Here is a 22,487-nt window from a genome sequence, read left to right on the forward strand (position 1 = left end):
CATGCGCCGTTTCGCATTCCTGATCATCGCCGGAGTGGTGGCGGCCGTGGTGGCCATGCAGTCGGTCTACACCGTGGACGAAACGCAGCAGGCCATCGTGCTCCAGCTGGGCAAGCCCGTGTCCGGAAGCATCGGCCCCGGCCTGCACTTCAAGCTGCCCTTCGTGCAGAACGTGGTCTACATAGATTCGCGCGTGCTGCACTACGAGGCCAAGTCCGCCGAGGTGCTCACCAAGGACAAGAAGAACCTCGTGGTGGACAACTACGCCAAGTGGCGCATCGTGGACCCGTTGCAGTTCTTCCGTACCCTGCGTACCCTGCCCAGGGCCCAGTCGCGCCTGGACGACCTGGTCTACGCCGAGGTGCGCGTGGCCATCGGCAACTACACCATGGACGAGGTGGTCTCCTCGCGCCGCGCCGAGATCATGTCCATCGTCACCAGCAACGTCAACGACACGGTCAAGAACTTCGGGCTCCAGATCATGGACGTGCGCGTGAAGCGCACCGACCTGCCGCCCCAGAACGAGAAGGCCATTTTCGGGCGCATGAAGGCCGAGCGCGAACGCCAGGCCAAGCTCTACCGCTCCGAGGGCCAGGAGGAGTCGGCCAAGATCAAGTCGAACGCCGACCGTGAGCGCACGGTGCTCCTGGCCGAGGCGGGCCGGGCCTCCGAGGTGCTGCGCGGCGACGGCGACGCCCTGGCCACCAAGACCTACGCGGAGTCGCTGGGCAAGTCGCCCGAGTTCTACGGCTTCATGCGCAGCCTCGACGCCTACAAGAAGTCCCTCAAGGAGAACGGCCGGGTGATCATGACCCCGGGCTCGGGCTTCATGAAGTACCTCAAGTAGCGCCTCGCGCCGGCGGGGACGACGAAAAAACGGGGAGGCCGGAAGGCCTCCCTTTTTTCGTTTCGGCTTGCCGCGCCTGGGAAAACCGGACGGGCGTCACGGGTCCGTAACCGTGCGGTGGTAGTTGCCGGGTTGCCAATTTGCCGGGCCGGGTGTAACGGATCGGGGTCTTGCGCGCACGGGCGCATCTGGCTTGTTCCGAGGATCGAGATGCAATTTTTCAACATCAGGATGATTCTGTTGGCGGCGCTTTTCGTCGCCCTGGTGGTCAAGGGCGGCGAACTCTGCTCGGCCGAGGGCGTGCAGGCCATGACCCGCCTGGTGGAGCGCGACAGGCCCCCAGCGGTGGAGCCCGTGCCCCTTCGCCCCATCGAAACGGAATTCAGGGGGCTAAGCCCCCTGCCCGAGCTGAGCGCCTCGGTCACCCCCTCCAAGAAGCTCGTGAAGAGCGCCGCGGCGAAGAACTCCGCCAAGCCCTCCAAGGCTGCCCAGTCTTCCGCCAAGCAGCCGTCCCGCAAACCGGCGAAAAAAAGCTGACGCGCCCGCCTCCCGTGGCGAAAGCCGACGGGCGGGCCGCGCACCGCAAGCCGGGAGGGCTTTCATGATCGACTGCTATTCGGTGGCCTTTGGCGTCGCCACGCCCGGGTGCGGCCTGTCCGGGGCCTGCTGGGTCAACCTCGCCGCGCCCACGGAGGAGGAGATCCGCCAGGTGGCCGGGACGTTCTCGATCCCGCAGGACTTCCTTACCGATCCCCTCGACCTGGACGAGCGCGCCCGCATCGAGATCGACGGCCAGTGCCTGCTCGTGGTGCTGCACACCCCCGTGCGCGACCGCGAGGACGGCAGCGTCCCCTTCAGGACCGTGCCCCTGGGCATCGTGCTGAAAAACGGCTGTCTGGTCACGGTGTCAAGCCAACCAATCGACATCATGGAGCTTTTTCTTTCGCGCAAGGTGAAGAACTTCAGTCCCGAGCACCCGGCGCGTTTCGTGATCCAGATCTTCCACCAGACCTCGATCCTGTTCCTCAAGTACCTGAAGGAGATCAACCGCAAGACCAACGCCTACGAGCAGGAACTGCACCGGGCCATGAAGAACGAGGAGCTCATCATGCTCGTGAACCTGGAGAAGAGCCTCGTGTATTTCACCACGTCCATCAAGGCCAACGAGATCATCATGGCCCGCATCCAGCGCGCGGACGTGATCAAGATGAGCGCGCAGGAGGCCGAGCTTCTGGACGACGCCATCACCGAGAACCTCCAGGCCATCCACATGACCAAGATCTACACCAACATCCTCTCGGGCATGATGGACGCCTTCGCGTCCATCATCTCCAACAACCTGAACGTGGTGATGAAGTTCCTGACCACGGTGACCATCGTGCTCATGATCCCGAACCTCGTCTTCAGCTTCTACGGCATGAACGTGAAGCTGCCCTTCCAGGAGAGCGAGGCGGGCGTGCTGACCACCCTGGCCGTGGCCGGGATCGCCACGGCGGCCGGGGTCTGGCTGCTGGTGCGGCGCAGGCTGTTCTGAGCCCCGGGCCGCGCCTTGGCCCCGGCCGGTGGGCGGCAAGACTTGACAAGGGCCGGGAAAAAACCGAATTCACTCCACTTGCGCCGCACGCGGCGCCACTTTCCGCATTGGGGGAATCCATGGGACTTGAGCTGATCAAGCCGAACATCAATTTCGACTTCATGCGCTACCGCAAGTACGCCTACGTCTTATCCGCCCTGCTCATGCTGGCCGGCGCGATCTCGCTGGTGATGAAGGGCGGGCCGCGCTACGGCGTGGACTTCGCGGGCGGCATGACCATCCAGCTCAAGTTCGCCAAGCCGGTGACCGCCGAAGCGATCAAGAAACCCCTGGACGCCGCCGGCCTGCTCGGCATCACGGTGCAGCGCATGGGCCAGGAGTCCGACGCCGCCTTCCTGATCAGCGCCTCCGAGCGCGGCGAGCCCCTGGAGCAGGTGCGCGTGCGCGTGGAGCAGGCCCTCAAGGCCGACATGGGCGAGGGCGCCTACCAGGTGCAGCGCTTCGAGGTGGTCGGCCCCAAGGTGGGCGCGGACCTGCGCGCGGGGGCGCTCAACGCCATCTTCTACTCGGTGCTGCTCATCGCGGTGTACATCTCGGGCCGGTTCGAGGGCCGCTGGCTGGCTGCCGCGGCCATGGCCGCCGGGCTCGGGATAGGCATCTGGGCCCTGCGAAAGTTGGGGCTCTCCACGGGCTACCTGATCATGGGCGCGATCCTCATCACCCTGGGCCTGTGCTGGGCGCTCAAGCTCAAGTTCGCCCTGGGCGCGCTGGTGGCGGACCTCCACGACATCTTCATCACGGTGGGCATCTTCTCCATCTTCAACCTGGAGTTCGACCTGACCGTGGTGGCGGCGCTCCTGACCATCCTGGGCTACTCGCTCAACGACACCATCATCGTCTACGACCGCATCCGCGAGCGCCTGCACTCCAACAAGGACCAGTGCATGGTCACCCTGGTGAACAGCGCCGTGAACCAGACGCTCTCGCGGACCATGCTCACCTCGCTGCTCACGCTCTTCACCGTGGTCACGCTCTACCTCTTCGGCGGCAGCGTGCTGAGGGACTTCTCCCTGGCCATGATCATCGGCATCGCCACGGGAACGTACTCCTCGATCTTCATGGCCAGCCCCATCCTGGTGGACCTGGGCTCCGGCCTGGACGCCCTCCAGCGTGACGGCGACGCCCAGACCGCCCAGGGCCAGAAGGCGTGAGTTCGATTCCCGATCCCGTCGGACCAGGCCACGAGATGAGCCTCCTGGGCCACCTGGAGGAGCTTCGGGCGCGCCTGGTCCGCTGCATCATCGCCGCCGCGGTGGGCTTCGCGATCTGCTTCGCGTTCGCCGAGCGCATCCTCGAAGTGCTGTTGCACCCGCTCAAGCAGGTGCTGCCGCCCAAGAGTGAACTCATCACCACGGGCTTGACCGAGGGCTTCTTCATCTCCATGAAGGCCGCCTTCGTGGCGGGCCTGTTCCTGGTCAGCCCGATCATCTTCCACCAGATCTGGCGCTTCATCGCCCCGGGGCTCTACGAGTCCGAGCGCAAGCTGGCCGTTCCCGTGGCCTTCTTCACGGCCCTGTGCTTCGTGTCCGGGGCCTGTTTCGGCTACTTCGTGGTCTTCCCGTTCGGCTTCACCTTCCTGGCCAACTACGCGGCCGACGTGGTCACGCTCATGCCCAAGCTCTCGGAGTACTACTCCTTCTGCATGGGCCTTTTGTTCGCCTTCGGCATCATCTTCGAGATGCCGGTGTTCATCTTCTTCCTGGCGCGCTTCGGCGTGGTGGACCACACCTGGCTCAGGCAGAAGCGCCGCTGGGCCATCGTGGTCTTCTTCGTGGTGGCGGCCATCCTGACCCCCACGCCGGACGCCGTGAACCAGATCCTCATGGCCGCGCCCATGGTGGTGCTCTACGAGGTGAGCATCTGGGTGGCCTACTTCTTCGGCAAGAAGAAGCCCGCGCCCGAGGAAGAGAACCTGCCCGCCGTGCAGGACGAAGCCCCGGAAGGCGGGGAGGCCCCAGCGGCCACGGACTCCGCCCTGGACGACGCGAAAGCCTCCGAGAATCCGGCCCCGGCCGTCGAGGAAGGCGGGGAGAAGCCCGCCGAGGCGCCCGCGCTTCCCGCCGAGGAGGCCGAGCGCGAGGCCCACGACACCGCCGCTCTGGGCCACGACGCAGACGAGAGCCACGCCGACGGGTCCGTGAGTTCGCCCGCCGAAACCCCGCCGGGCGGCGAGGCAGCGCCGGAAGGGCAGGCGCCCGAGGCCGGGGAGCAGGCCAAGCCGGACGAACCCGCCAAGAAGCCCTAGGGCGCTCGAGAAAAGAAAAACCGGGGCCCCGCCGCGAAAGCGCCGGGGCCCCTCTTTCGTCCGGGCGCGGGAATCGCCCGCCCCCCCTCGACCTTGGCGCCCCGATCTGGCAGACTGCCGGGCGTCATGGACGCAGCACCGCTCATCAGGCTCGAGAACATCACCAAGTCCTACCATTGGGGCGACATCGAATCCCACGTGCTCAAAGGGGTCAGCCTGAGCATCGGCGCGGGGGAGTTCGTGGCCCTGCAGGGCCCGTCCGGCTCGGGCAAGTCCACGCTCCTGCACATCATCGGGCTCCTGGACCGGCCCACGTCCGGCCATTATTACCTGCAAGGCCGCGACGTCTCGGAGCTGCCCGACGACGAGCTCTCCGAAGCCCGCAACCGCGTCATCGGCTTCGTGTTCCAGAGCTTCTACCTGATCCCCTACGCCACGGCCCTGGACAACGTGCTCCTGCCCGGGCTCTACAGCCCGGCACCGCAGTCCGAGCTGCGCGCCCGCGCCAGGAATCTCCTGGACCTGGTGGGCCTGGGCGACCGCATGGACCACAAGCCCTCGCAGCTCTCCGGAGGCCAGCAGCAGCGCGTGGCCATGGCCCGGGCCATGCTGAACGACCCGGACCTGATCCTGGCCGACGAGCCCACGGGCCAGCTGGACACCAAGACGTCCGTGGAGATCATGGACCTCATCGCCAGGGTCAACGCCCAGGGCAAGACCATCGTCGTGGTCACCCACGACGAGCAGACCGCGAGCTATGCCACGCGACGCATCCTGGTCCAGGACGGCCTGGCTTCCTGACGCCCGGCGGCGCGCGGCCAGGCTCGCGCGCGTGCTGGGCACGGCCTGGGAGGCCCTGTGGGCCTACAAGCTGCGCTCCTTCTTCGTCTCCCTGGCCGTGGCCCTGGGCATCGCGGCCCTGACCATCATCGTGGCCGCGGTGGACGGTGCCAGGCGCAAGGCCTTCGAGATCGTGGAGTGGTTCGGCCCCGACGCGGTGCTGGTCTTCGGCGGCAACATCGAGACCAGGGCCGTGGGCCAGCGGGTGATGACGCTCTCCGAGGAGGACGCCCTGTCCATCGAGCGCTCCCTGCCCGGGGCCTACCTGGTGGTGCCCATGCGCTCCAAGGTGGGCGTGACGCTCAAGTACGAGAACCGCAACATGGTCACCCCCATCGTGGTGGGGGCAACGGCGGGCTACGCCCAGTCCTGGAACTGGCCCCTGGCCGAGGGCCGCGACTTCAGCGAGGAGGACGTGAAGCACTCGGCCAAGGTCTGCCTCATCGGAGACTACCCGGCCAAGGAACTCTTCGGCGACGCCTCGCCCATCGGCAAGGTGATCCTCGTGCAGGACCTGCCCGTGCAGGTGATCGGCAGGCTCGCCTACAGGGGGTTCGCGCCGGGCGGCGGGGGAAGCTCGGTGGACGACCGCATCATCATGCCCCTGACCACGCTCACCCAGCGCTTCCACCTGGAGCGGCGCTGGTTCCGGGCGCTTCGGGTCAAGTTCCTGGAGCCGGAGCTCATGGACTCGCACATCGAGAACCTGCGCTCGCTCCTCAGGCACAACCACAGGCTCGAACCCGAGGAGCCCTCGGACTTCTCCATCCTCTCGGCCAGCGAGGTGCTCAAGTTCCTGAACATGATCACCGGCGGCATCATGGTCTTTCTCGGGATAACGGCCGGGGCGGCCATCGCGGTGGGGGGATTCGTGCTGGCGAACCTGCTGTTTCTCTCCGTGAGCGAGCGCCGCGAGGAGATCGGGCTCAGGAAGGCCATGGGCGCGACCTCCACGGACATCACCCTGCAGTTCCTGGCCGAGGCGGTGTTTCTGACCATCGGCGGGGCGCTGGCCGGGGTGGGCATCGGCATCGCCATGGGCCAGCTTTTGAGCAAGCTGGGGATTCTGGAGATCCAGCTCTCGGGCAAGCTCTTCGTGATGGCCCTGCTGGCAGCCGTGGCCATCGCCGTGGTCTTCGGGCTCAAGCCCGCGCGCAAGGCCGCCTCCCTCGACCCCATCGAGGCCCTGCGCGGCGGCGGGGAGTAGGGGAGGCCCCGCCGGAAGCCTGCGGCCTACACGCAGGCCCTGGCCCAGGCCAGGAAGGCGTAGCCGCGCCGCACGGACTCCACCGCCAGGCGGGCCTTGCCCGCACGCTCCATCTCCCGCAGGCGCGTGAGCACCTCGAGCCTGAAATCCACTCCGAAGAGCCCGAGCCAGCGCGCGTGCGCGTGCGCGATCCACCCTGGCAGCCCGCCCTGTCCCCAGAAGTCCACCACGGCAAGCGTCCCGCCGGGCTTGAGCGCCCGGAAGCCCGCCTCCAGGGCGGCCTGCCAGCCCGGGATCATGGACAGGCAGTAGGAGAAGAACACCGCGTCGAAGCCGCCCGGCAGGTCGAAATCACGGCCCGGGTCGAGCTCCTCGGCGCTTGTTTGCACCAGGCGCGCGTTTCGCCCCGAAAGCGTGCGCGCGGCGGTCTCGAGCATCTTCCCGGACACGTCCAGGCCGTGAAGCGCAAGGTCGGGCCTCAGTGTCGCGAGCCTGGCCAGGTTGCGGCCCGTGCCGCAGCCGACCTCCAGCACGGTGCCGCCCTGGGGCGCGGGCAGCCCTTCGAGCAGCCTGTCGCGCCCGAGCAGGTAGAAGCGGCGTGTCACGTCGTAGAAGTGCCTCTGCAAGCCGCAGATGCGGTCCATGCGCAGGGCGTGGTCCATGTCTCACTCCGCCAGGCGGTAGAGGTGGAAGCCCCCGTAGAGGCAGGAGCGGTCCAGGCTGCGCGCTCCCTGGCGGGCCAGGTGGCCCTGGAGGCTGTCGTGGGTGACCGTGGTTCGTTGCGCGGCCCTGCGCAAACGCTCGAAGTTCGCGGCGCGCAGGTAGTCCGGGACCTCGCCCGTGCCCTGGCGGCCGTAGCGCCTGCCGAAGGCCTGCCAGGCGAAGGGGTTGTCCGAGAGGGGGAAGCCGCAGGCCAGCTTCTCCACGCGCTTGCGGTATTCCTCGAGCGCCCCGTCCGGGGACTGCTCCTTGAGGGCGCGGTACTGCTGGCAGAAGATGCGCTCGAGCGCTCCGCTCACGGAGAGGGCCGGGCCCTGGCGCACGGCGGCCCTCAGCAGGGCGGCTGCGGAATGCGGCATGGATATCCCCCCGGGGGCCTGATTCGGGCCATCACTAGGCCGCCGGGGTTACGGTTTCGTGCCGGGGCGCGCTCTTTTGCGCGGGAGGAGGCCTCGGGGCGAAACGATTTGAATTTTCGCCACGGGCGCGCTAACAAGCTCGGCATGTGGGCAAAACCGCTCGTTCTCGCCTGGGCGCTCTGCCTGCTGGCCGCCCAGGCCGGCTGGGCCCAGGCTCTCGCCGACGACGCCTTCGCCGTGCACGTGCTGAACCGCCTCTCCTACGGACCCTTCCCGGGAGAGATCGAGCGCGTGCGGGCCATGGGCGCCCGCGCCTACATCCAGGAGCAACTGCACCCGGAAGGCCTGGCCCTGCCCCAGGCGCTCACCGCGCGCCTGGACGCGCTGCCCACCTGGAACATGGACACTGTCCAGCTCTTCCGCGCCTACGGCCCCAAGGCCCCGGGCGGGCCCCGCAAGAATCCCACCATGGACGAGATCCAGGCCGCCAAGGAAAAGGCCTCCGTGATCCAGGCCGAGGCCGCCGAGGCCAGGCTCTGGCGGGCCATCCTCTCCCCCAGGCAGTTGGAGGAGCTTCTGTGCGAGTTCTGGTACAACCACTTCAACGTGCCCGCGTCCAAGGGGCTCGCACACCTCTGGGTGGGCAGCTTCGAGCGCGAGGCCATCAGGCCCCACGTGTTCGGGCGCTTCGGGGACATGCTCGCGGCCGTGACGCGCCACCCGGCCATGCTCATCCACCTGGAGAACTGGCAGAGCTCCTCGCCCGAGAGCCAGATCGGCAAGGCCCTGCAACGCCCGCTGGTGGAGTTGCACGCGCGCGAGCTGATGACCGCGCACACCATGGGCGCGGACGCCAGGCCCAAGGCCCAGGACATCGCCACACTGGCGCACATCCTGGCCGGGTGGAGCATCGGCTCGCCCAAGGGGCCGCAGGACGTGAACGGCTTCGTCTTCGACGAGCGCCGCCACGTGCCCATGGAGCGCTCCTTCATGGGCAGGACGCTCAAGGCCGGGGGGATGGCCCAGGGCCTGGAGGCCCTGGCGGTCCTGGCCGCCCAGCCCGAGACGGCGAAGAACGTCTGCTCCAAGCTGGTGCGCTTCTTCCTCACCGAGGAGCCGCAGGACAAGCTCGTGGAGAGCCTCTCCAAGGTGTTCCTCGACTCCGGCGGGGACCTGCGCAAGGTGCTCGAGGCGCTTTTTGCGAGCCCCGAATTCTCCGACTTGAAATTCGCCTTCAACAAGTTCAAGAGCCCCTCGCGCTACGTGGTGTCCATGGTGCGCGCGAGCGCGAGGCCCGTGCAGGAAACGCGCTCCCTGGCCGAAAACCTCGAATGGCTGGGCCAGCCGCTCTACGACGCCCCCGGGACCTCGGGCTTCAAGGACGAGCGCGCCCGCTGGCTGGCGGCGGACCTGATGCTCAAGCGCCTGAACCTGGCCGTCATCGCGGGCAAGGGCGCGCTGCCCTGCTGGGCTCCTCCTGCCTACGCTCCGGTGGAGAAGCTGGACGCCCCCTCTCTGGCCAGGACCATGGGGCTCAGGCTCCCGCCCGCGCTTTCGCAAGTGATCGAGCAGGCCAAACCCGAACTCAAGGCCGGGGTGCTCCTGGGCAGCCCCGAGGCCCAGCAGCACTGAGGCAGGCATGAACCGGCGGCAATTCCTCTCCTCCGCGGCCATGGCCGCCCTCGCAGCCATGGCGCCCGGGGCTGCGCGCGCGCAGGGCCAGGCCCTCTCGCGCAGGCTCGTGGTGCTCTTCTTGCGCGGCGGCCTGGACGGGCTGAGCGCCCTGGTCCCTCTGGACGAGCCCGACTACTACCGCTCGCGCCCGGCCATCGCCCTGCCCCCGCCGGGCAGGGAGGGGGGGGCGCTGCCGCTCGTCCCGGGCTTCGGCCTGCACCCGGCCCTGGAGGACCTCCTGGGGCCGTGGCGCGAGGGCAGGCTGGCCTTCGTCCCGGCCTGCGGGCTGCCCGCGCCGCTGCGCTCCCACGTGGAGGCCCAGCAGGCCATGGAGAGCGGCCAGCCGGGCGAACGCCACATGCGCGACGGCTGGCTGGCGAGGCTCCTGGCGCTGCTCGGCAAGGACGCCAAGGCCTTCACCCTGGCCCCCAAGCCGCCGCTCATCGGCCAGGGCAAGCCCGGGGCGCAGAACATCGCCCCGCAGGGGTATCCGCCCTCGCGCTGGCCCCTGTCGCGGCCCGAGGCCTTCAAGTCCTTCGACGCGCTCTACAAGGGCGCCGACCCCTTGAGCCGGGCCTACCAGCAGTCGCAGATCGTCATGCGCAACCAGTTCACGGAGCTGGACCGGGAAATAACGGTCTCCGCCTCCGGGGCCCCGTCCGTGGCGGCCCTGCCCAAGATCGGGGAGCAGATCGTCTCCTACATGAACAAGAACCCGGCCGTGCGCCTGGGCTACGCCGCCCTGGGCGGGCTGGACGCCCACTACGAGCAGGGCGCGGCCAAGGGGCCCCTGGCCGACGCCTTCGCGCCGCTGGGCAAGGGCTTGGCCGGGCTCTGCAAGGCGCTCGGGCCGTCGCTGGACGACACGCTGGTCCTGGTGATGAGCGAGTTCGGGCGGGGCCTGCGCGAAAACGAGTACGGCGGCACGGACAACGGTCACGGCACGCTCTTCATGCTCCTGGGCGGGCGCGTGGCGGGCGGGGCCCTGCACGGCCCGTGGCCCGGGCTCGCCCCGGACAAGCTCTCGGACGGGCTGGACCTGGCCGCCGCCGTGGACTACCGCGACGTGGTGGCCCGGGTCGTGCTCGACCATTTCGGCCTGGACCGGGCGGCCCTGGCCCAGGTGCTGCCCGGGTTCGAACCCTCGGACAAGCTCGCCGGACTTTTGCGCGCGGGCTGACCTTAAGAATTCCCTTCGCTGACCGATCAATCTCCTTGGGAAGGGACCGCGCTTGCGGGCGCGGCCGACACGGATGTCTTCTGACCCAAGGAGTCGCCCATGGCCAAGGTCATTTCGATGCGCGAATTCGTTCGCGACAAGGTCTCGCTCGCCCCGGACCCGCCGGAGCAGGCCCCGGGAGAGCCCTACATCAACGACAGCCAGGTCTGGTCCAAGGATTACGGGAAACTGGAGAACGTCGTCTTCGGCATCCTGAAGATCCGCGAGGTGCTCAACTACTACCTCTACTACGAGGACGTCTGGGCCTACCTGCTTCTGAACCTCATGGACGCCGCGGCCCACGCCACTCCGAGCGATCACGTGGAGTTGGCCGAGGCGGCAGCCCAGCTTCGCAACTACATGCTCCAGGCCGTGGACGCGGCCAACCGCAAGAACATGTACGCGGCCATGCTCATCCTGGACTTGATCGAGAAGGCCCCGGGATTCAGGGCCCAGGTGCTGGGCCTGCCGCAGGAGCACGCGGCGGAGTAGCGGGGAGGCCCGCCGCCTAGGGGTTTTTGGCCAGGAAAGGGCAGAACTCCAAGGCGGCCTGGGTCATGCGCGTCTCTTCGCCACGGCCTTCGTAGAGCGCGAGGGGGGGCTCCACCGCGAGCTCCTCCCCCGCGTTCTTCACGCACTCCAGCAGGACGAGCCTGGCCGGTTCGTCCAGCCTGGAATGCACGAGCCGCAGGCGCTTGGGCGCGAGCCTGGCCTCCAGGCAGCCGCGCAAGAGCCCGGCCAGCCGCGCGGCCGGAAAGACCACGTTCAGGCAGCCCCGGTTGGCCAGCAGCCAGGACGCTGCCGCGAGAAAGTCCGAAAGCCCCGCGCTGGTGGCGAAGCGCGCCCTGTTGCGCTCCTGGCCCTGGCAGGGCAGGCCCGTGCCGGGCTCGCGGTAGGGCGGGTTGGCCAGGGCGCAGTCGAACGATTCCGGCCGGACGGCCTCCCTGATGGATTTGAGATCCAGCTCTCTGGCCTCGAACATCCCCTCCAGCCCGAGCCTTCCCGCGTTTCGCGAAGCCGCGTCCACCATGGCCGGGTCGATGTCGAAGCCCGTGGCGCTTTTCGGCGTCGAGTGCGTAAGCAAAAGCGCCAGGGCGGCCACGCCGCAGCCCGTGCCCAGGTCGGCCACGCGGGCGTTTCTCTTGGGCCTGGCGAAGGCCGCCAGAAGCAGGGGATCGAGCGAGAAGCGGTAGCCGCCCCTGGGCTGCGCGAGCCCGGTGGGAAAGGCCTGGCGCGCGGCGAGGGCCGCGCTCGTCAGAGCGGGCTCAGCCACGGCGCAGGCCTCAGCCCGCGCGGCGGCGCGCGAGCCGCCTGGAGAGGAAGTCCCCGAGCATGGCCGCCTCCTCCACCTTGAACGCCAAGGCCAGGGCCATGTAGAGCGCGGCCCAGACCGCGATCATGCCTAGGGCCGCGTAATTGCCGAGGGGCAAGCCCCACGCCCCGAGCCCCACGCAAAGGCTCAGGGCCGCGCTGACCGTGGTGGTGCGCCCGGCCACGGACCAGTGCCCGGCCTTGGCCTTGAGCGCCCTGGCCAGGAGCCAGACGTTCAGCCAGGAGGAGAGCGACGTCGCCAGCGCGAGCCCCACGTGGCCCATGGGGAACATGAGCGCCACGCCCAGGCCGATGTTGGCCACCATGCTGTAGAACCCGGCCTTCACCGGGGTCTTCGTGTCGTGCAGGGCGTAGAAGCCCGAGACCAGCGGGCGCACGCAGGCGAACGCGGGCAGGCCAACGGCGTAGGCCACGAGCGCGGCGGACGTGGCCTGCTGGGCCTGCGGCGTGAAGGCCCCGCGCCCGAAGAGCACGGCCACCATGGGCGAGGCCAGGGCGATGAGCCCGGCCGTGGCGGGCAGGCAGATGAAGAGCGTCAGGCGAAGCGACGCCGAAAGCGTGCCCTTGAATTCGTCGATCTTCCCGGCCGAGGCCAGGCGCGCGAGGCTCGGCAGGGCGACCGTGCCCACGGCCACGCCGAAGACCCCCAGCGGAAACTGCACCAGCCTGTCCGCGTAGTAGAGCGCGGAGATGGACCCAGCCGCCAAAAACGAGGCCAAGAGCGTGCCCACCAGGATGTTGATCTGGTAGATGGCCGCGCCGAACACCGTGGGCAGCATGAGCCTGCCCATGCGCATGACGCCCTCGTCGAAGAGCTTCCACGGCCCGAACCAGCTGAACCCGAAGCGCTTCATGGCGGGCTGCTGCATGAGCATCTGCCCGAACCCGCCGAAGATCACGGACCAGGCCAGGGCGTGGGGCACGTCCAGGCCCAGGAGCCAGGCCACGCCGCAGCCGATGATGATCACGGTGTTCAGCTCGCTGGTGGCCAGGGCCGGGGCCAGGAAGTGGCCCATGGAGTTCAGCGCGCCCATGCACAGGGCCACGATGGAGATCTGGATGATGTAGGGGAAGACGATGCGCACCAGGTCGGTTGTCAGGGCCATCTGGGCCGGGTCGTTCGCGAATCCGGGCGCGATGGCCATGGTCAGGGGCCCGGCGAAGCACAGGGCCAGGGCCGTGACCACGCCGAGTATCCCCACCAGCCAGACCAGGGCCGAGCGGGTCATGGCGAAGGCGGCCTCGTCGCCCTTTTTTTCGCGCAGGTCGGAGAACACCGGCACGAAGGCCATGGTCATGGACCCTTCCGCGAACAGGCGGCGAAGCGTGTTGGGCAGGCGGTAGGCCACGTAGAAGGCGTCCGCCGCCGGGCCCGCGCCCAGCACGTAGGCGACCACCACGTCGCGGAAGAACCCCAGTACCCGGGACAACAGGGTGGCCCCGCCCACGACGGAGGCGTCCTTTGCGATCTGCTTGATGTGCGCGCTCATGGCGGCGGGAGAGTAGAGCAAACGGCTGGGCGCGTCCACACTGGCGCGGACGGCCCGGGCCTGGGGGCGCTACAGGAAGATGCGCCGGAAGAGCTCGAAGAGCCCCTCGGCGGATTCCTCCGCCCCGGCCTGGACCGCCTTCTTCATCTTGGCCTCGCGTTCGCGGAAGGCGCGGTCCACGTTGGCCACCAGCACGGGCGCGGTGTCCAGCACGCTCCGGAAGGCCTCGCGGTCGAGTTCCAGGCAGGTGGCGGCATCCACCGCGATCACGTCGGCCTGGCGGGGCTCGCCGGTAAGGAGCGCCATCTCGCCGAACACGTCGCCGGGGCCGAGCACGGCCAGTTCCGAGTCGTGCAGGCGCACGGACACGCTGCCCGCCACGATGATGAACATGGTCGCGCCGGTCTGGCCGCGCTCCACGATGCGCGCCCCGGGGGCGAAGGAACGCACGGCCGAGCACTGCACGAGAAGCGCGAGCTGCTCCTCACGCAACCCCTCGAACAGGCTGATGCCGCCGAGCAGGCCCGTGGCCTCGGCCTCCATGCCGCACGCCTCCTTGCGCTCGGAGAGCATCATCTGGCGGCTGAAGGGGAAGTCGATGCCCTGCTTCTTGAACTCGTACCACGCCGCCGAGAGCACCTCGCTGCGCGCGGCCACCGAGTCGGAGTAGTCGCGCACGGAGAACACCGCCCGGTACACGGCCTGGTCCAGGCCGATCTCCGCCAGGCGCACGCGCGGCAGCGGCAGCGGCGACACTAGGCGCGACTTGCGCAGCACGTCCTCCAGGGCGCTTTTCACCTTAACCGGGGGCACGGTCACGGGGGCGGGCACGTTCACGGTGACGCCCACCTCGGGGCTGGGCTCGGACATGTTCAGGAGCCGCTCCTTGGCGATGGCGTTGTTGGGGATGAGCATCTGGTTCTGCGAGAGCGTCACCAGCTTGGTGTAGCGCCAGGTGATCTCCGTGACCTGACCCTCGATCTCGCCGGTCTTGATCCAGTCGCCGATCTTGAAGGGCTTCTCGGTCTGGATCAGAAGCCCGGAAAAGAGGCTGCCGATGGTGTCCTGCATGGAGAAGCCGATGACTGCGGTGAGGATCGCCGACGAGGTCAGGATCGAGCTCACGTCCACGTCCAGCGCGCCGCGCAGCGTGATGCCCGCCAGCACCAGGGCCGTGAGGAAGGAGAACAGGTTCAGGAAGAGCTTGTTGGGCGCGCGGTTTTTTATGCGCGCCAGGTACACGCCGCTGTAGACGTCGTGTAGGAAGGCCCGGAACGCCTGCCAGACGAGCAGGCAGTAGAGCACGATGGAGGGGGTGCTCAAAAAACCGCGCAGCACGCGCTCGTCCAGCACGCGAAGCGCGGCCAGAGCCGCCAGCCACTTGGCCACGGAGAACGCGCCGGCGGCGCCCTTGCCGGTGAAGCGCAGGTGCATCACGTGCAGGAAGAGCGCGAGCGCCAGAAGCGCCGCGAAGACCGCCAGGTCGGCGGGCTCGGCCATGGCGAGCGCGTTGGCGAGCCCTTTCAGGGTTGGTGTCATGGGCGCGGATTGTATCCGCAACGCCTTTCAAGGCAACGGGTTTTTTCTTGCCCGCCGGAGCCGGTTGCGGTACCCGCCTCGCGTGTCCAAGAAGAAAACCGAACGCCCCCTGCCCGAGTCCCTGGGCCTGCCCCCCGTGGGGGTGGAGACCCACGCCCACCTCGACTACAAGCGCCTGGACCCCGAGGAGCTTCCGCGCGTGCTCGAACGCGCCGGGCGGGCCGGGGTGGCCCTTTTCGGCAACGTGTTTTTGGGCGTGGAGGCCTTCAAGGCCAACGCACCGGCCTTCGCTCCCTATTCGCAGGTGTTCTACCTGCTGGGCGTGCACCCCAACGACGCGGCGGGCGACCTGGACGCCCAGATGGCCGAAATGGCGGCCCTGTTCGCGGCCGAGCCCAGGCTCAGGGCCGTGGGGGAGGTCGGCCTGGACTTCTACTGGAAGGACACCCCGCCAGGCGTGCAGGAGCGCTTCTTCCGCGCCCAACTGGCCCTGGCCCGCGAGATGGGCATGCCCGTGGCCGTGCACAGCCGCGACGCGGCGGCCGAGACGCTCAAGGTCCTGGACGAGTCCGGCCTGCCCGGGGAGATGATCCTCTGGCACTGCTTCGGCGGCGGGCCCGACCTGGCCGTGGAGCTGATCCACAGGGGCTACACCGTGTCGATCCCAGGCCCCGTGACGTATTCCAAGAACGAGGACCTGCGCCGCGCCGTGGCCATCCTGGAGATGAACAGGCTGGTGATCGAGTCCGACGCGCCTTTTCTCACCCCGGAGCCCTACAGGGGCCGCCCCAACGAGCCCGCGTACAACGTGTTCACGGCCCAGGCCGTGGCACGGGTGAAGGGCGTGAGCGTGGAGGAAATCTGGCGCGCGACCGGGGAGAACGCCAAGCGTTTTTTTGGGATAGAGTAGTTTTCTCAGCCTCCGGCGGCCAAAGGGCTCCCGCCCTTTGGAATCCCTTTTCCTATTGTTTCTTCGTCGGTTCGCCCGTGCCGTTCCCGTGCGCCGGGGCAGCGCGCCGAGGGCTAGGACCGATCGGAAGACGATCCGTCGCCGCCATGCCCAGCCCTCGCGGCGGTAGGGGCTCACGGAGCGTGAACGCACGGCCGGCGGGCGGAGGAAGTGGCAGAACATTCGCGGGTGAAAAACGCGAAGCTAAAACGGGTCCAGGGGACGAAGTCCCCTGGCGGGAGAGGTCCGGAGAGGGCGGCGCCCTCTCCGGTTTTCTTTTGTCTTTACGCCAGCTTCCTGCGGGCGGTTCCGTTCTTGTAGAAGGGCAGTTCCACCTTCGCGGCGGGCAGTTCCACCTTGGCGGCCTTGACCGTGAATTCAGCGGAGGCGGCGGCCTCGGCCGTGACGTAGGCCAGGGCGATCGAGTGGCCGAGCGAGGGCGAGAACGACCCGCTGGTGACCACGCCCACTTCCTCGCCGCCGGGCAGGCAGACCTTGTCGTGGTGGCGGGCGCTGCGGCGTCCCTCGATGGAGAGCGCCACCAGGGCGGTGCCGGCGCGCTTGGCCGCTTCCTTGCCCACGTATTCGGCCGTGGAGGTCAGCATGCCCGCGTAACCGGCTTCGGTGGGGGTGTGCGCCGTGTCCAGGTCCTGGCCGTAGAGGGGGTAGCCCATCTCCAGGCGCAGGGTGTCGCGCGCGCCGAGTCCGGCCGGGAGCACGTCGGGGTCGGCGGCCAGCTTCTCCCAGAGGGCTTGGGCCTTTTCGGCGGGCAGGTAGAACTCGTAGCCCAGCTCCCCGGTGTAGCCGGTGCGGCTGACGATGATCTCGGCGCCCTCGAAATCGGCCTTCACGAAGCTGAAGTAGCCGAGCTTGGTCCAGTCGCCGGGCAGGAGGCGTGAGAGCACGTCGAGCGAGGCCGGGCCTTGCAGGTCGATCTTGGCCGTGGCCGCGGAGATGTCGGTGAAGGAGAGCGTGCCGGGCAGGCGCGAGGCGATGGTGGCGAAGTCGGAGTCGATGCACGCGCCGTTGACCACGAGCATGAACTCGTCCTCGGCCACGCGGTAGACGATGAGGTCGTCCAGCACGCCGCCCTCGGGGTTGAGCAGGAAGCCGTAGCGGCACTTGCCGGGGGCGAGCGTCTCCAGGTTCTGGGTCACGGCGCGGGCCAGGGCGTCCTTGGCCCCGGTGCCTTTGAGGCTGAACTCGCCCATGTGGCAGATGTCGAAGATGCAGGCCTTGGTGCGGCAGTGCTGGTGCTCGGCGATGATGCCGGAATACTGCACGGGCATCTCCCAGCCGGCGAAGGGGACCATCTTGGCGCCGTGGGCCTTGTGCCAGGCGTTCAGCGGGGTGGTGAAGAGGTTTTCCACGAAACGTCTCCGCGTTTTTAGAGGGTGATGATGTTGTGGGACCTCGGCGGCTCGGTGCGCAGCTTGCGGATGCGCGTGAATTCGTCGAGCAGGGACACCAGGCGGGCGTATGTCTTCTTGATCTGCAGGCCGTAGCCGGAGAGCTCCTCTTCCTTGCGCTCCACGAAGTTCTTCCGGATGTAGCGGTCCTGGAGGATGGTGTCGGTCATCTTGATGACGCGCTCCACCAGTTCGTCGAAATAGTTGACCATCTCGAATTTGAGGTCGCCCACGATCTCGGTGAAAGCCGTGAGCATGGCCAGGTAGGAGAGCTTCTTGCCCTTGTACTGCCGGTTGAGCAGGTCCTCCAGGGTCTTGACCTTCCGGGCCTGCTGGATGTGGCTGTACCTGCTCCAGACTTCCTGGTGCAGCCCGCGCATGGGCGTGAAGCGGTCGTAGTTGTCGGGCGAGAGCAGGTAGTTGTCCAGCACCTTGACCACGTTGGCGTAGAAGTCGTCGGAGTAGCTGATGATCCTGCGCTGGTGCTTGGTCAGCCAGCAGTGCAGGAACTTGAGGCGCTTCTCGTCGGTCTCGGTGCCCTCGACGATCTCGTGGCGCTTGAACACCACCCGGCCGTGGTACTCCCCGCGCACGATGTCGTTTAAGCGCAGGAACATGGAGTACGAGTCCTTGATGATGTTCAGCCCCGAGATGGTCTTGCCCGTGAGCGGGTGGATCACGTCCTGGCGCACCACGGAGAGCGCGCGCTCCTGGCGCACGTTGTCCGGGTCGTACTTGTGCTGGTTGTAGACCACGCGCAGAATCACCACGCGCCTGTCCGGGTCCACGAAGTAGCCGCCCTCGGAAAGGAGCTTCACCGTGTCCTTGAAGTGCTCGTGCACGCTCACCAGGGCGAGCTTCTCCACCCTGGGGTAGTGTTTGGCGTCGGGGTGGGAATAGATGCTGGTCAGCGTCCGGTCGGACTGGCCGAGCACGCGCACCATGAAATTCTCGCCCGAGCGGAACAGGCGGCGGGCGAACATGGCCGCCGAGGTGCGCCGCTCCGAGACGATGGGGAAGCCGTAGAGCTCCATGAGGAACTGGTACACGAACAGGCGGTTCAACTCGTACTTGTGGTCGTCGCCGGAACTGAACTTGCCGATGCGCAGCCCGAACTGCTTGAGCTCCGTGTCCAGGTAGGAGGGAAACGAGCTGTACACCCCGGCCAGGTGGAAGCGGTCGTTGGAGTTGAGGGCCAGCACGTGGGCGCGCTCCATGTGCAGGAGCGTGGGCAGGAGCGCCGGGTAGTTGGGCAGGGCGGTGATGTCGGTCTTCTGGAAGCGCTGGCGGAACTGGTCCTGGCTCTGCTTGGGGATGCGCAGGGTGAGCGAGTTGAGGTTGTTCAGCCCGGTGTCCGCCGCCAGGGCGCGGTCCTTTTCGCCGTCGCCGTCGCCCTGGGCCGCGTCCTCCGGGGAGTGCAGGATGTCGTACTGGAAGATCTCCTGGAAGTAGGAGAGCCGCCTGGGCAGCACCACCATGGAGAAGCCGGGCAGCTCCTTGAATTCGAAGAGGTCCACCTCGAAGGAGGGGAGCAACTCGCGGTTTTCCACCAGGGGGTAGGATGACGCCTCGAAATAGGGCTTGAGCAGGGCGTACTTGACGTGGGCGAGGTCCAGGAAGGCCTTGAGGGCCATGAGGTCGCCGCCCACGGCCCTGGCGTGCCCGGCCAGGCCGCGCGGCCCCGGGACCTGCGTGAAGGCTTTTTTCCACGTGAAGGACATTCGGCAAGGCTCCGTCGGTTCCGGATGATGCGGACGTTCCCGAGCGGCTGCCCCTCGCGCCCGGGAGGGCGGCTTTCCAAACGCCTGCGTTTGGGCTACCAGTGGCGAGCGGTGGCCCGGCGGGAGTCGATCCGCCGGGGTAGCCGCCCCCAAAGTCCACTATCAAAAGAATATTTCACCAGTTCTGTCAAGGTGGGAAAACCCCCGGGAACGGTGGATGCACGGAGCCGTGATCATGGCCAGCGAATGCGCGAAAGCCTCGGGCGTGGACGACTGCCCCTGCACCTATCCAGGGTGCTCCAAGCACGGGAACTGCTGCCAGTGCGTGAGACACCACAGGGACAGGGACCAGCTCCCGGCCTGCTACTTCACCGCCGAGCAGGAGAAGACCTTCGACAGGTCCATCGCCTTCTTCCTCTCCTGCCGCAACGGATGACATGACCCGTTCAGACGTCTTCTCCAGGGCGCTCCAGCTGGTCTGCAACGTCTTCGACAGCTACTCCGCCGTGCTGTTTTTGCCCTCGGGCGCGGGCGGCGAGTGCACGCTGGCGGCGGCGTTCAGCCTGGGCGACGACGTGCGCCAGGGCATGGCCCTGGCCCCGGGCCAGGGCCTGGCGGGCTGGATCGTCAGGGAGCGCAAGCCCCTCCTCGTGAGCAACTTCGACCAGAAGCGCGGCGTGCTGGGCTACTATTCCGGCAACGCCGAGAGCGAGATCAGGGCGTTCCTGGGCGTGCCCCTGGAGGGCGTGAACGGCGCGCTCTGCCTGGATTCCAAGAAGGTGCACAGCTTCGGCGACAAGGACCAGAAGATCCTCAGCGAGTTCGCCAGGCTCGTCTCCTCGCTCTACCTGGAGCGCGACGCCCTGGCCGAAGGCCAGGCCGAGGCCAGGCTCTGCCACTGCCTGCGCCAGGTCTCCGCGCTGCCCAGGCTGCACGTGAAATGGAACGCCTACCTGGCCGCGCTTCTGGACATGGTCTCGCGGGGCACGGGCTTCGGCCACTGCCTGCTGGCCGTGCGCGACGACGCGGCCTGCGCCTTCAGCGTGGAGGGCGCGAGCCAGCCGCTTTTCTCGGCCGCGCACCCCGGGCCGGGCAGCTTCCCCCTGGGCGGGGGCATGATCGGCTGGGTGTTCAAGAACGACGCGCCGGTCTACGCCGAGGACGCCGACACCACGGCGCTCAGGCTCTTCGGAGCGGCCGCCGGGGCCCCGGTGTTCCGTACGGTGATCTGCCAGCCCGTGCATTTTTCCAGAAAGACGCGCGCCGTGCTCGTGCTGGCCTCGCAACAGCAGGAGCAGGTCACGGCCGTGCACAAGGACTTCGCGCGCACCATCGCCGACCAGCTCGCCCTTTTCCTGGAAAACCTTCACCTCAAAGCCCGTCTGGCGCGGCGCAAGGCGTAGACTTTTTCACGGCCTGCCCGTAGACAAAAGGCGATTTTGACGTACCCCGAATAACTCATTCCCACGGGCAGGCCATGATATTCGATCGTTTTTTCCGTCTTTTCGGCAAGGACCTGGCAATGGACCTGGGCACCGCCAACACGCTGCTCTACACGCCCTCCGAAGGCATAGTGCTGAACGAGCCCTCCGTGGTGGCCATCGAAACGCGCACCGGCCACCTGGTGGCCGTGGGCAAGGAGGCCAAGGAGTTCCTGGGCCGCACCCCCGAGCGCATCCGGGCCATCCGCCCCATGAAGGACGGCGTCATCGCCGATTTCGAGATCACCAAGGAGATGATCGCCTTCTTCATCCGCAAGGTGATAACGGGTTTCAGGCTGGCCAAGCCCAAGATCGTCATCTGCGTGCCCACGGGCATCACCCAGGTGGAGAAGCGCGCCGTGATCGAGAGCGCGCAGCAGGCCGGGGCGCGCGAGGTGAAGCTGGTTGAAGAGCCCATGGCAGCGGCCATCGGCGCGGGCCTGCCCATCGAGGAGCCCGTGGGCAACATGGTGGTCGATATCGGCGGCGGCACCACCGAGGTGGCCGTGATCTCCCTCTCCGCCGTGGCCTACGCCGAGAGCGTGCGCGTGGCGGGCGACGAGCTCAACGAGGCCATCCAGCGCTACATGCAGGACCAGTTCCAGCTGCTCATCGGCGAGAACATGGCCGAGCAGATCAAGATCAAGATCGGCAGCGCCGTGCCCCTGGCCCAGCCCCTGACCCTCGAGGTGGCGGGCAAGAACATGGTCACGGGCACGCCGGGCGTTGTCGAGATCAACGACGGCCACATCCGCGAGGCCATCAAGGACCCCGTGGCCGTCATCGTCGGGGCCGTGCGCCGCGCCCTGGAGAAGACCCCGCCCGAGCTGGTGACCGACATCGCCTCGCGCGGGCTCCTGCTCGCCGGGGGCGGCTCGCTCCTGCGCGGGCTGGACAAGCTCATCGCCGAAGAGACCCAGCTGCACGTGATGCTCGACGACGACCCCCTGACCACCGTGGTGCGCGGCACTGGCAAGACCATCGAGTACCGCCGCAACTACCAGCAGGTGTATATCAACTAGCCATGCGCCTGGACGCCAAGGACCTGGCCGGGCTTCGCGAGGCCGCCGCGCGCGCTGTGGAAGAGGCGGGGGCCATCGTGCGCGCCGCTTGGGACAAGCCCAGCGACGTGCGCCGCAAGGGCCGCATCGACCTGGTCACGGAGACGGACCTGGCCGTGGAGGAGGCCCTAAAGGAGAGCCTGTCGCGCGTGCTCCCGGGCTCGGAATTCCTGGCCGAGGAATCGGCCGAAGGCCTGGAGCCCGGCGACCCGGCCTGGATCATCGACCCCTTGGACGGCACCACCAACTTCGCCCACCGCCTGCCCTTCGTGGCCGTGTCCGTGGCCCTGTGGTCCGGGGGGCGGAGCGTGCTCGGGTACGTGCATGCGCCGCTCATGGGCGAGATGTTCCGGGCCTCGCTCGGCGGGGGCGCGTTTTTGAACGGCAGGCCCATCGGGGTCTCGGGCACGGACCGCCTGGAGGACTCCCTGGTGGCCACGGGCTTTCCCTACACCGTGCGCGAGGACATGCGCGCCCTCATGGCCGACCTGGAGAACGTGCTCGCCCACACCCAGGGCGTGCGCAGGCCCGGGGCCGCCTCCATCGACCTGGCCTACACGGCGGCCGGGCGCTTCGACGCCTTCTACGAGATCGGGCTGAAGCCCTGGGACACCGCCGCCGGATGGCTCCTGGTGGAGGAGGCCGGGGGGCGGGTCAGCCAGTTCGACCCGGACCAACCCTACCACCTGCGTTCGCGCTCCATCCTGGCATCCAACGGCGTGCTGCACCGTGACGTGGCCGCGCTTCTCGGCCGCCCGGGCCGGACATGACCGGGCCAGGCCAGCCTGGCGCTCCCGGAC

At 68.0% G+C, this 22,487-nt stretch carries 21 protein-coding genes and 1 pseudogene; 15 read left to right on the top strand and 7 right to left on the bottom strand.

All coding sequences use genetic code 11. The features are described from left to right. Window position 1 precedes the first annotated feature (1 nt). The 7 genes and pseudogenes from hflC to ACZ5V4_RS16530 all read left to right on the top strand — a co-directional run bounded on the left by hflC (window position 2) and on the right by ACZ5V4_RS16530 (window position 6,733). Window positions 2-847 carry a protease modulator HflC gene (hflC, locus tag ACZ5V4_RS16500; RefSeq protein WP_464315964.1) on the top strand — a complete coding sequence of 282 codons (846 nt, stop codon included), beginning with the start codon at window positions 2-4 and terminating at the stop codon, window positions 845-847. Window positions 848-1,057: 210 nt separating this feature from the next. Next, entirely contained in the window at window positions 1,058-1,384 is a 327-nt protein-coding gene (locus ACZ5V4_RS16505; protein WP_464315965.1) for a hypothetical protein, read from the top strand. Between the two features lie 64 nt (window positions 1,385-1,448). Further along, a complete protein-coding gene (locus ACZ5V4_RS16510) occupies window positions 1,449-2,381 on the top strand; it encodes a magnesium transporter CorA family protein (RefSeq protein ID WP_464315966.1) in 933 nt (310 codons plus the stop codon). A gap of 119 nt (window positions 2,382-2,500) precedes the next feature. Continuing rightward, window positions 2,501-3,592, top strand: a complete 1,092-nt coding sequence (gene secF, locus ACZ5V4_RS16515; RefSeq protein ID WP_464315967.1) for a protein translocase subunit SecF — start codon at window positions 2,501-2,503, stop codon at window positions 3,590-3,592. A 35-nt stretch (window positions 3,593-3,627) separates the two neighbouring features. Further along, a pseudogene (tatC, locus tag ACZ5V4_RS16520) lies at window positions 3,628-4,389 on the top strand (twin-arginine translocase subunit TatC); the annotation flags it as partial. A 423-nt stretch (window positions 4,390-4,812) separates the two neighbouring features. After that, window positions 4,813-5,487 carry an ABC transporter ATP-binding protein gene (locus tag ACZ5V4_RS16525; RefSeq protein WP_464315968.1) on the top strand — a complete coding sequence of 225 codons (675 nt, stop codon included), beginning with the start codon at window positions 4,813-4,815 and terminating at the stop codon, window positions 5,485-5,487. Next, window positions 5,444-6,733, top strand: coding sequence for an ABC transporter permease (locus tag ACZ5V4_RS16530; RefSeq protein WP_464315969.1), 1,290 nt, complete (start codon window positions 5,444-5,446; stop codon window positions 6,731-6,733). Before ACZ5V4_RS16525 ends, ACZ5V4_RS16530 begins: the two co-directional genes overlap by 44 nt. Before the next feature lie 26 nt (window positions 6,734-6,759). Here the strand turns inward: ACZ5V4_RS16530 and ACZ5V4_RS16535 are convergent, their stop codons facing one another. Together ACZ5V4_RS16535 and ACZ5V4_RS16540 are read right to left on the bottom strand one after the other, a co-directional pair. Beyond that, window positions 6,760-7,395 (bottom strand): class I SAM-dependent methyltransferase, encoded by a 636-nt coding sequence (locus ACZ5V4_RS16535; protein WP_464315970.1) that lies wholly within the window; start codon window positions 7,393-7,395, stop codon window positions 6,760-6,762. A 3-nt stretch (window positions 7,396-7,398) separates the two neighbouring features. Beyond that, window positions 7,399-7,812, bottom strand: a complete 414-nt coding sequence (locus tag ACZ5V4_RS16540) for a DUF3419 family protein (RefSeq protein WP_464315971.1) — start codon at window positions 7,810-7,812, stop codon at window positions 7,399-7,401. A 144-nt stretch (window positions 7,813-7,956) separates the two neighbouring features. Between ACZ5V4_RS16540 and ACZ5V4_RS16545 the strand changes: the two genes are divergently transcribed. The 3 genes from ACZ5V4_RS16545 (at window position 7,957) to ACZ5V4_RS16555 (ending at window position 11,197) form a co-directional block, all read left to right on the top strand. Then, complete coding sequence (locus tag ACZ5V4_RS16545; protein WP_464315972.1) at window positions 7,957-9,444, top strand: DUF1800 domain-containing protein; 1,488 nt, start codon at window positions 7,957-7,959, stop codon at window positions 9,442-9,444. 7 nt (window positions 9,445-9,451) lie between these two features. After that, complete coding sequence (locus tag ACZ5V4_RS16550; protein WP_464315973.1) at window positions 9,452-10,666, top strand: DUF1501 domain-containing protein; 1,215 nt, start codon at window positions 9,452-9,454, stop codon at window positions 10,664-10,666. A 99-nt stretch (window positions 10,667-10,765) separates the two neighbouring features. Further along, window positions 10,766-11,197, top strand: a complete 432-nt coding sequence (locus ACZ5V4_RS16555) for a hypothetical protein (RefSeq protein ID WP_464315974.1) — start codon at window positions 10,766-10,768, stop codon at window positions 11,195-11,197. A gap of 16 nt (window positions 11,198-11,213) precedes the next feature. Here the strand turns inward: ACZ5V4_RS16555 and ACZ5V4_RS16560 are convergent, their stop codons facing one another. The 3 genes from ACZ5V4_RS16560 to ACZ5V4_RS16570 all read right to left on the bottom strand — a co-directional run bounded on the left by ACZ5V4_RS16560 (window position 11,214) and on the right by ACZ5V4_RS16570 (window position 15,066). Beyond that, complete coding sequence (locus ACZ5V4_RS16560) at window positions 11,214-11,978, bottom strand: tRNA1(Val) (adenine(37)-N6)-methyltransferase (protein WP_464315975.1); 765 nt, start codon at window positions 11,976-11,978, stop codon at window positions 11,214-11,216. Between the two features lie 10 nt (window positions 11,979-11,988). Further along, window positions 11,989-13,527 (bottom strand): murein biosynthesis integral membrane protein MurJ, encoded by a 1,539-nt coding sequence (gene murJ / locus ACZ5V4_RS16565; RefSeq protein ID WP_464317848.1) that lies wholly within the window; start codon window positions 13,525-13,527, stop codon window positions 11,989-11,991. Window positions 13,528-13,596: 69 nt separating this feature from the next. Then, complete coding sequence (locus ACZ5V4_RS16570; RefSeq protein WP_464315976.1) at window positions 13,597-15,066, bottom strand: cyclic nucleotide-binding domain-containing protein; 1,470 nt, start codon at window positions 15,064-15,066, stop codon at window positions 13,597-13,599. Window positions 15,067-15,148: 82 nt separating this feature from the next. Here ACZ5V4_RS16570 and ACZ5V4_RS16575 point away from each other — a divergent pair, with 82 nt between their 5' ends. Next, window positions 15,149-15,976: a TatD family hydrolase gene (locus ACZ5V4_RS16575; RefSeq protein ID WP_464315977.1), complete on the top strand. Its 828-nt coding sequence runs from the start codon at window positions 15,149-15,151 to the stop codon at window positions 15,974-15,976. Window positions 15,977-16,299: 323 nt separating this feature from the next. On the opposite strand, the gene gcvT is transcribed toward ACZ5V4_RS16575, so the two are convergent. Beyond that, a complete protein-coding gene (gene gcvT / locus ACZ5V4_RS16580; protein WP_464315978.1) occupies window positions 16,300-17,385 on the bottom strand; it encodes a glycine cleavage system aminomethyltransferase GcvT in 1,086 nt (361 codons plus the stop codon). A gap of 17 nt (window positions 17,386-17,402) precedes the next feature. After that, window positions 17,403-19,145, bottom strand: coding sequence for a hypothetical protein (locus ACZ5V4_RS16585; RefSeq protein WP_464315979.1), 1,743 nt, complete (start codon window positions 19,143-19,145; stop codon window positions 17,403-17,405). Between the two features lie 217 nt (window positions 19,146-19,362). Between ACZ5V4_RS16585 and ACZ5V4_RS16590 the strand changes: the two genes are divergently transcribed. The 4 genes from ACZ5V4_RS16590 to ACZ5V4_RS16605 all read left to right on the top strand — a co-directional run bounded on the left by ACZ5V4_RS16590 (window position 19,363) and on the right by ACZ5V4_RS16605 (window position 22,457). Then, on the top strand, window positions 19,363-19,581 hold the full coding sequence (locus tag ACZ5V4_RS16590) for a hypothetical protein (RefSeq protein WP_464315980.1): 219 nt from the start codon (window positions 19,363-19,365) through the stop codon (window positions 19,579-19,581). Window position 19,582: 1 nt separating this feature from the next. Beyond that, a complete protein-coding gene (locus ACZ5V4_RS16595) occupies window positions 19,583-20,548 on the top strand; it encodes a GAF domain-containing protein (RefSeq protein ID WP_464315981.1) in 966 nt (321 codons plus the stop codon). A gap of 74 nt (window positions 20,549-20,622) precedes the next feature. Beyond that, window positions 20,623-21,648, top strand: a complete 1,026-nt coding sequence (gene mreB, locus ACZ5V4_RS16600) for a rod shape-determining protein MreB (RefSeq protein WP_464315982.1) — start codon at window positions 20,623-20,625, stop codon at window positions 21,646-21,648. Window positions 21,649-21,650: 2 nt separating this feature from the next. Then, window positions 21,651-22,457, top strand: a complete 807-nt coding sequence (locus ACZ5V4_RS16605) for an inositol monophosphatase family protein (protein WP_464315983.1) — start codon at window positions 21,651-21,653, stop codon at window positions 22,455-22,457. Window positions 22,458-22,487: the final 30 nt, after the last annotated feature.

Source organism: Fundidesulfovibrio sp. YSD1 (assembly GCF_055397115.1).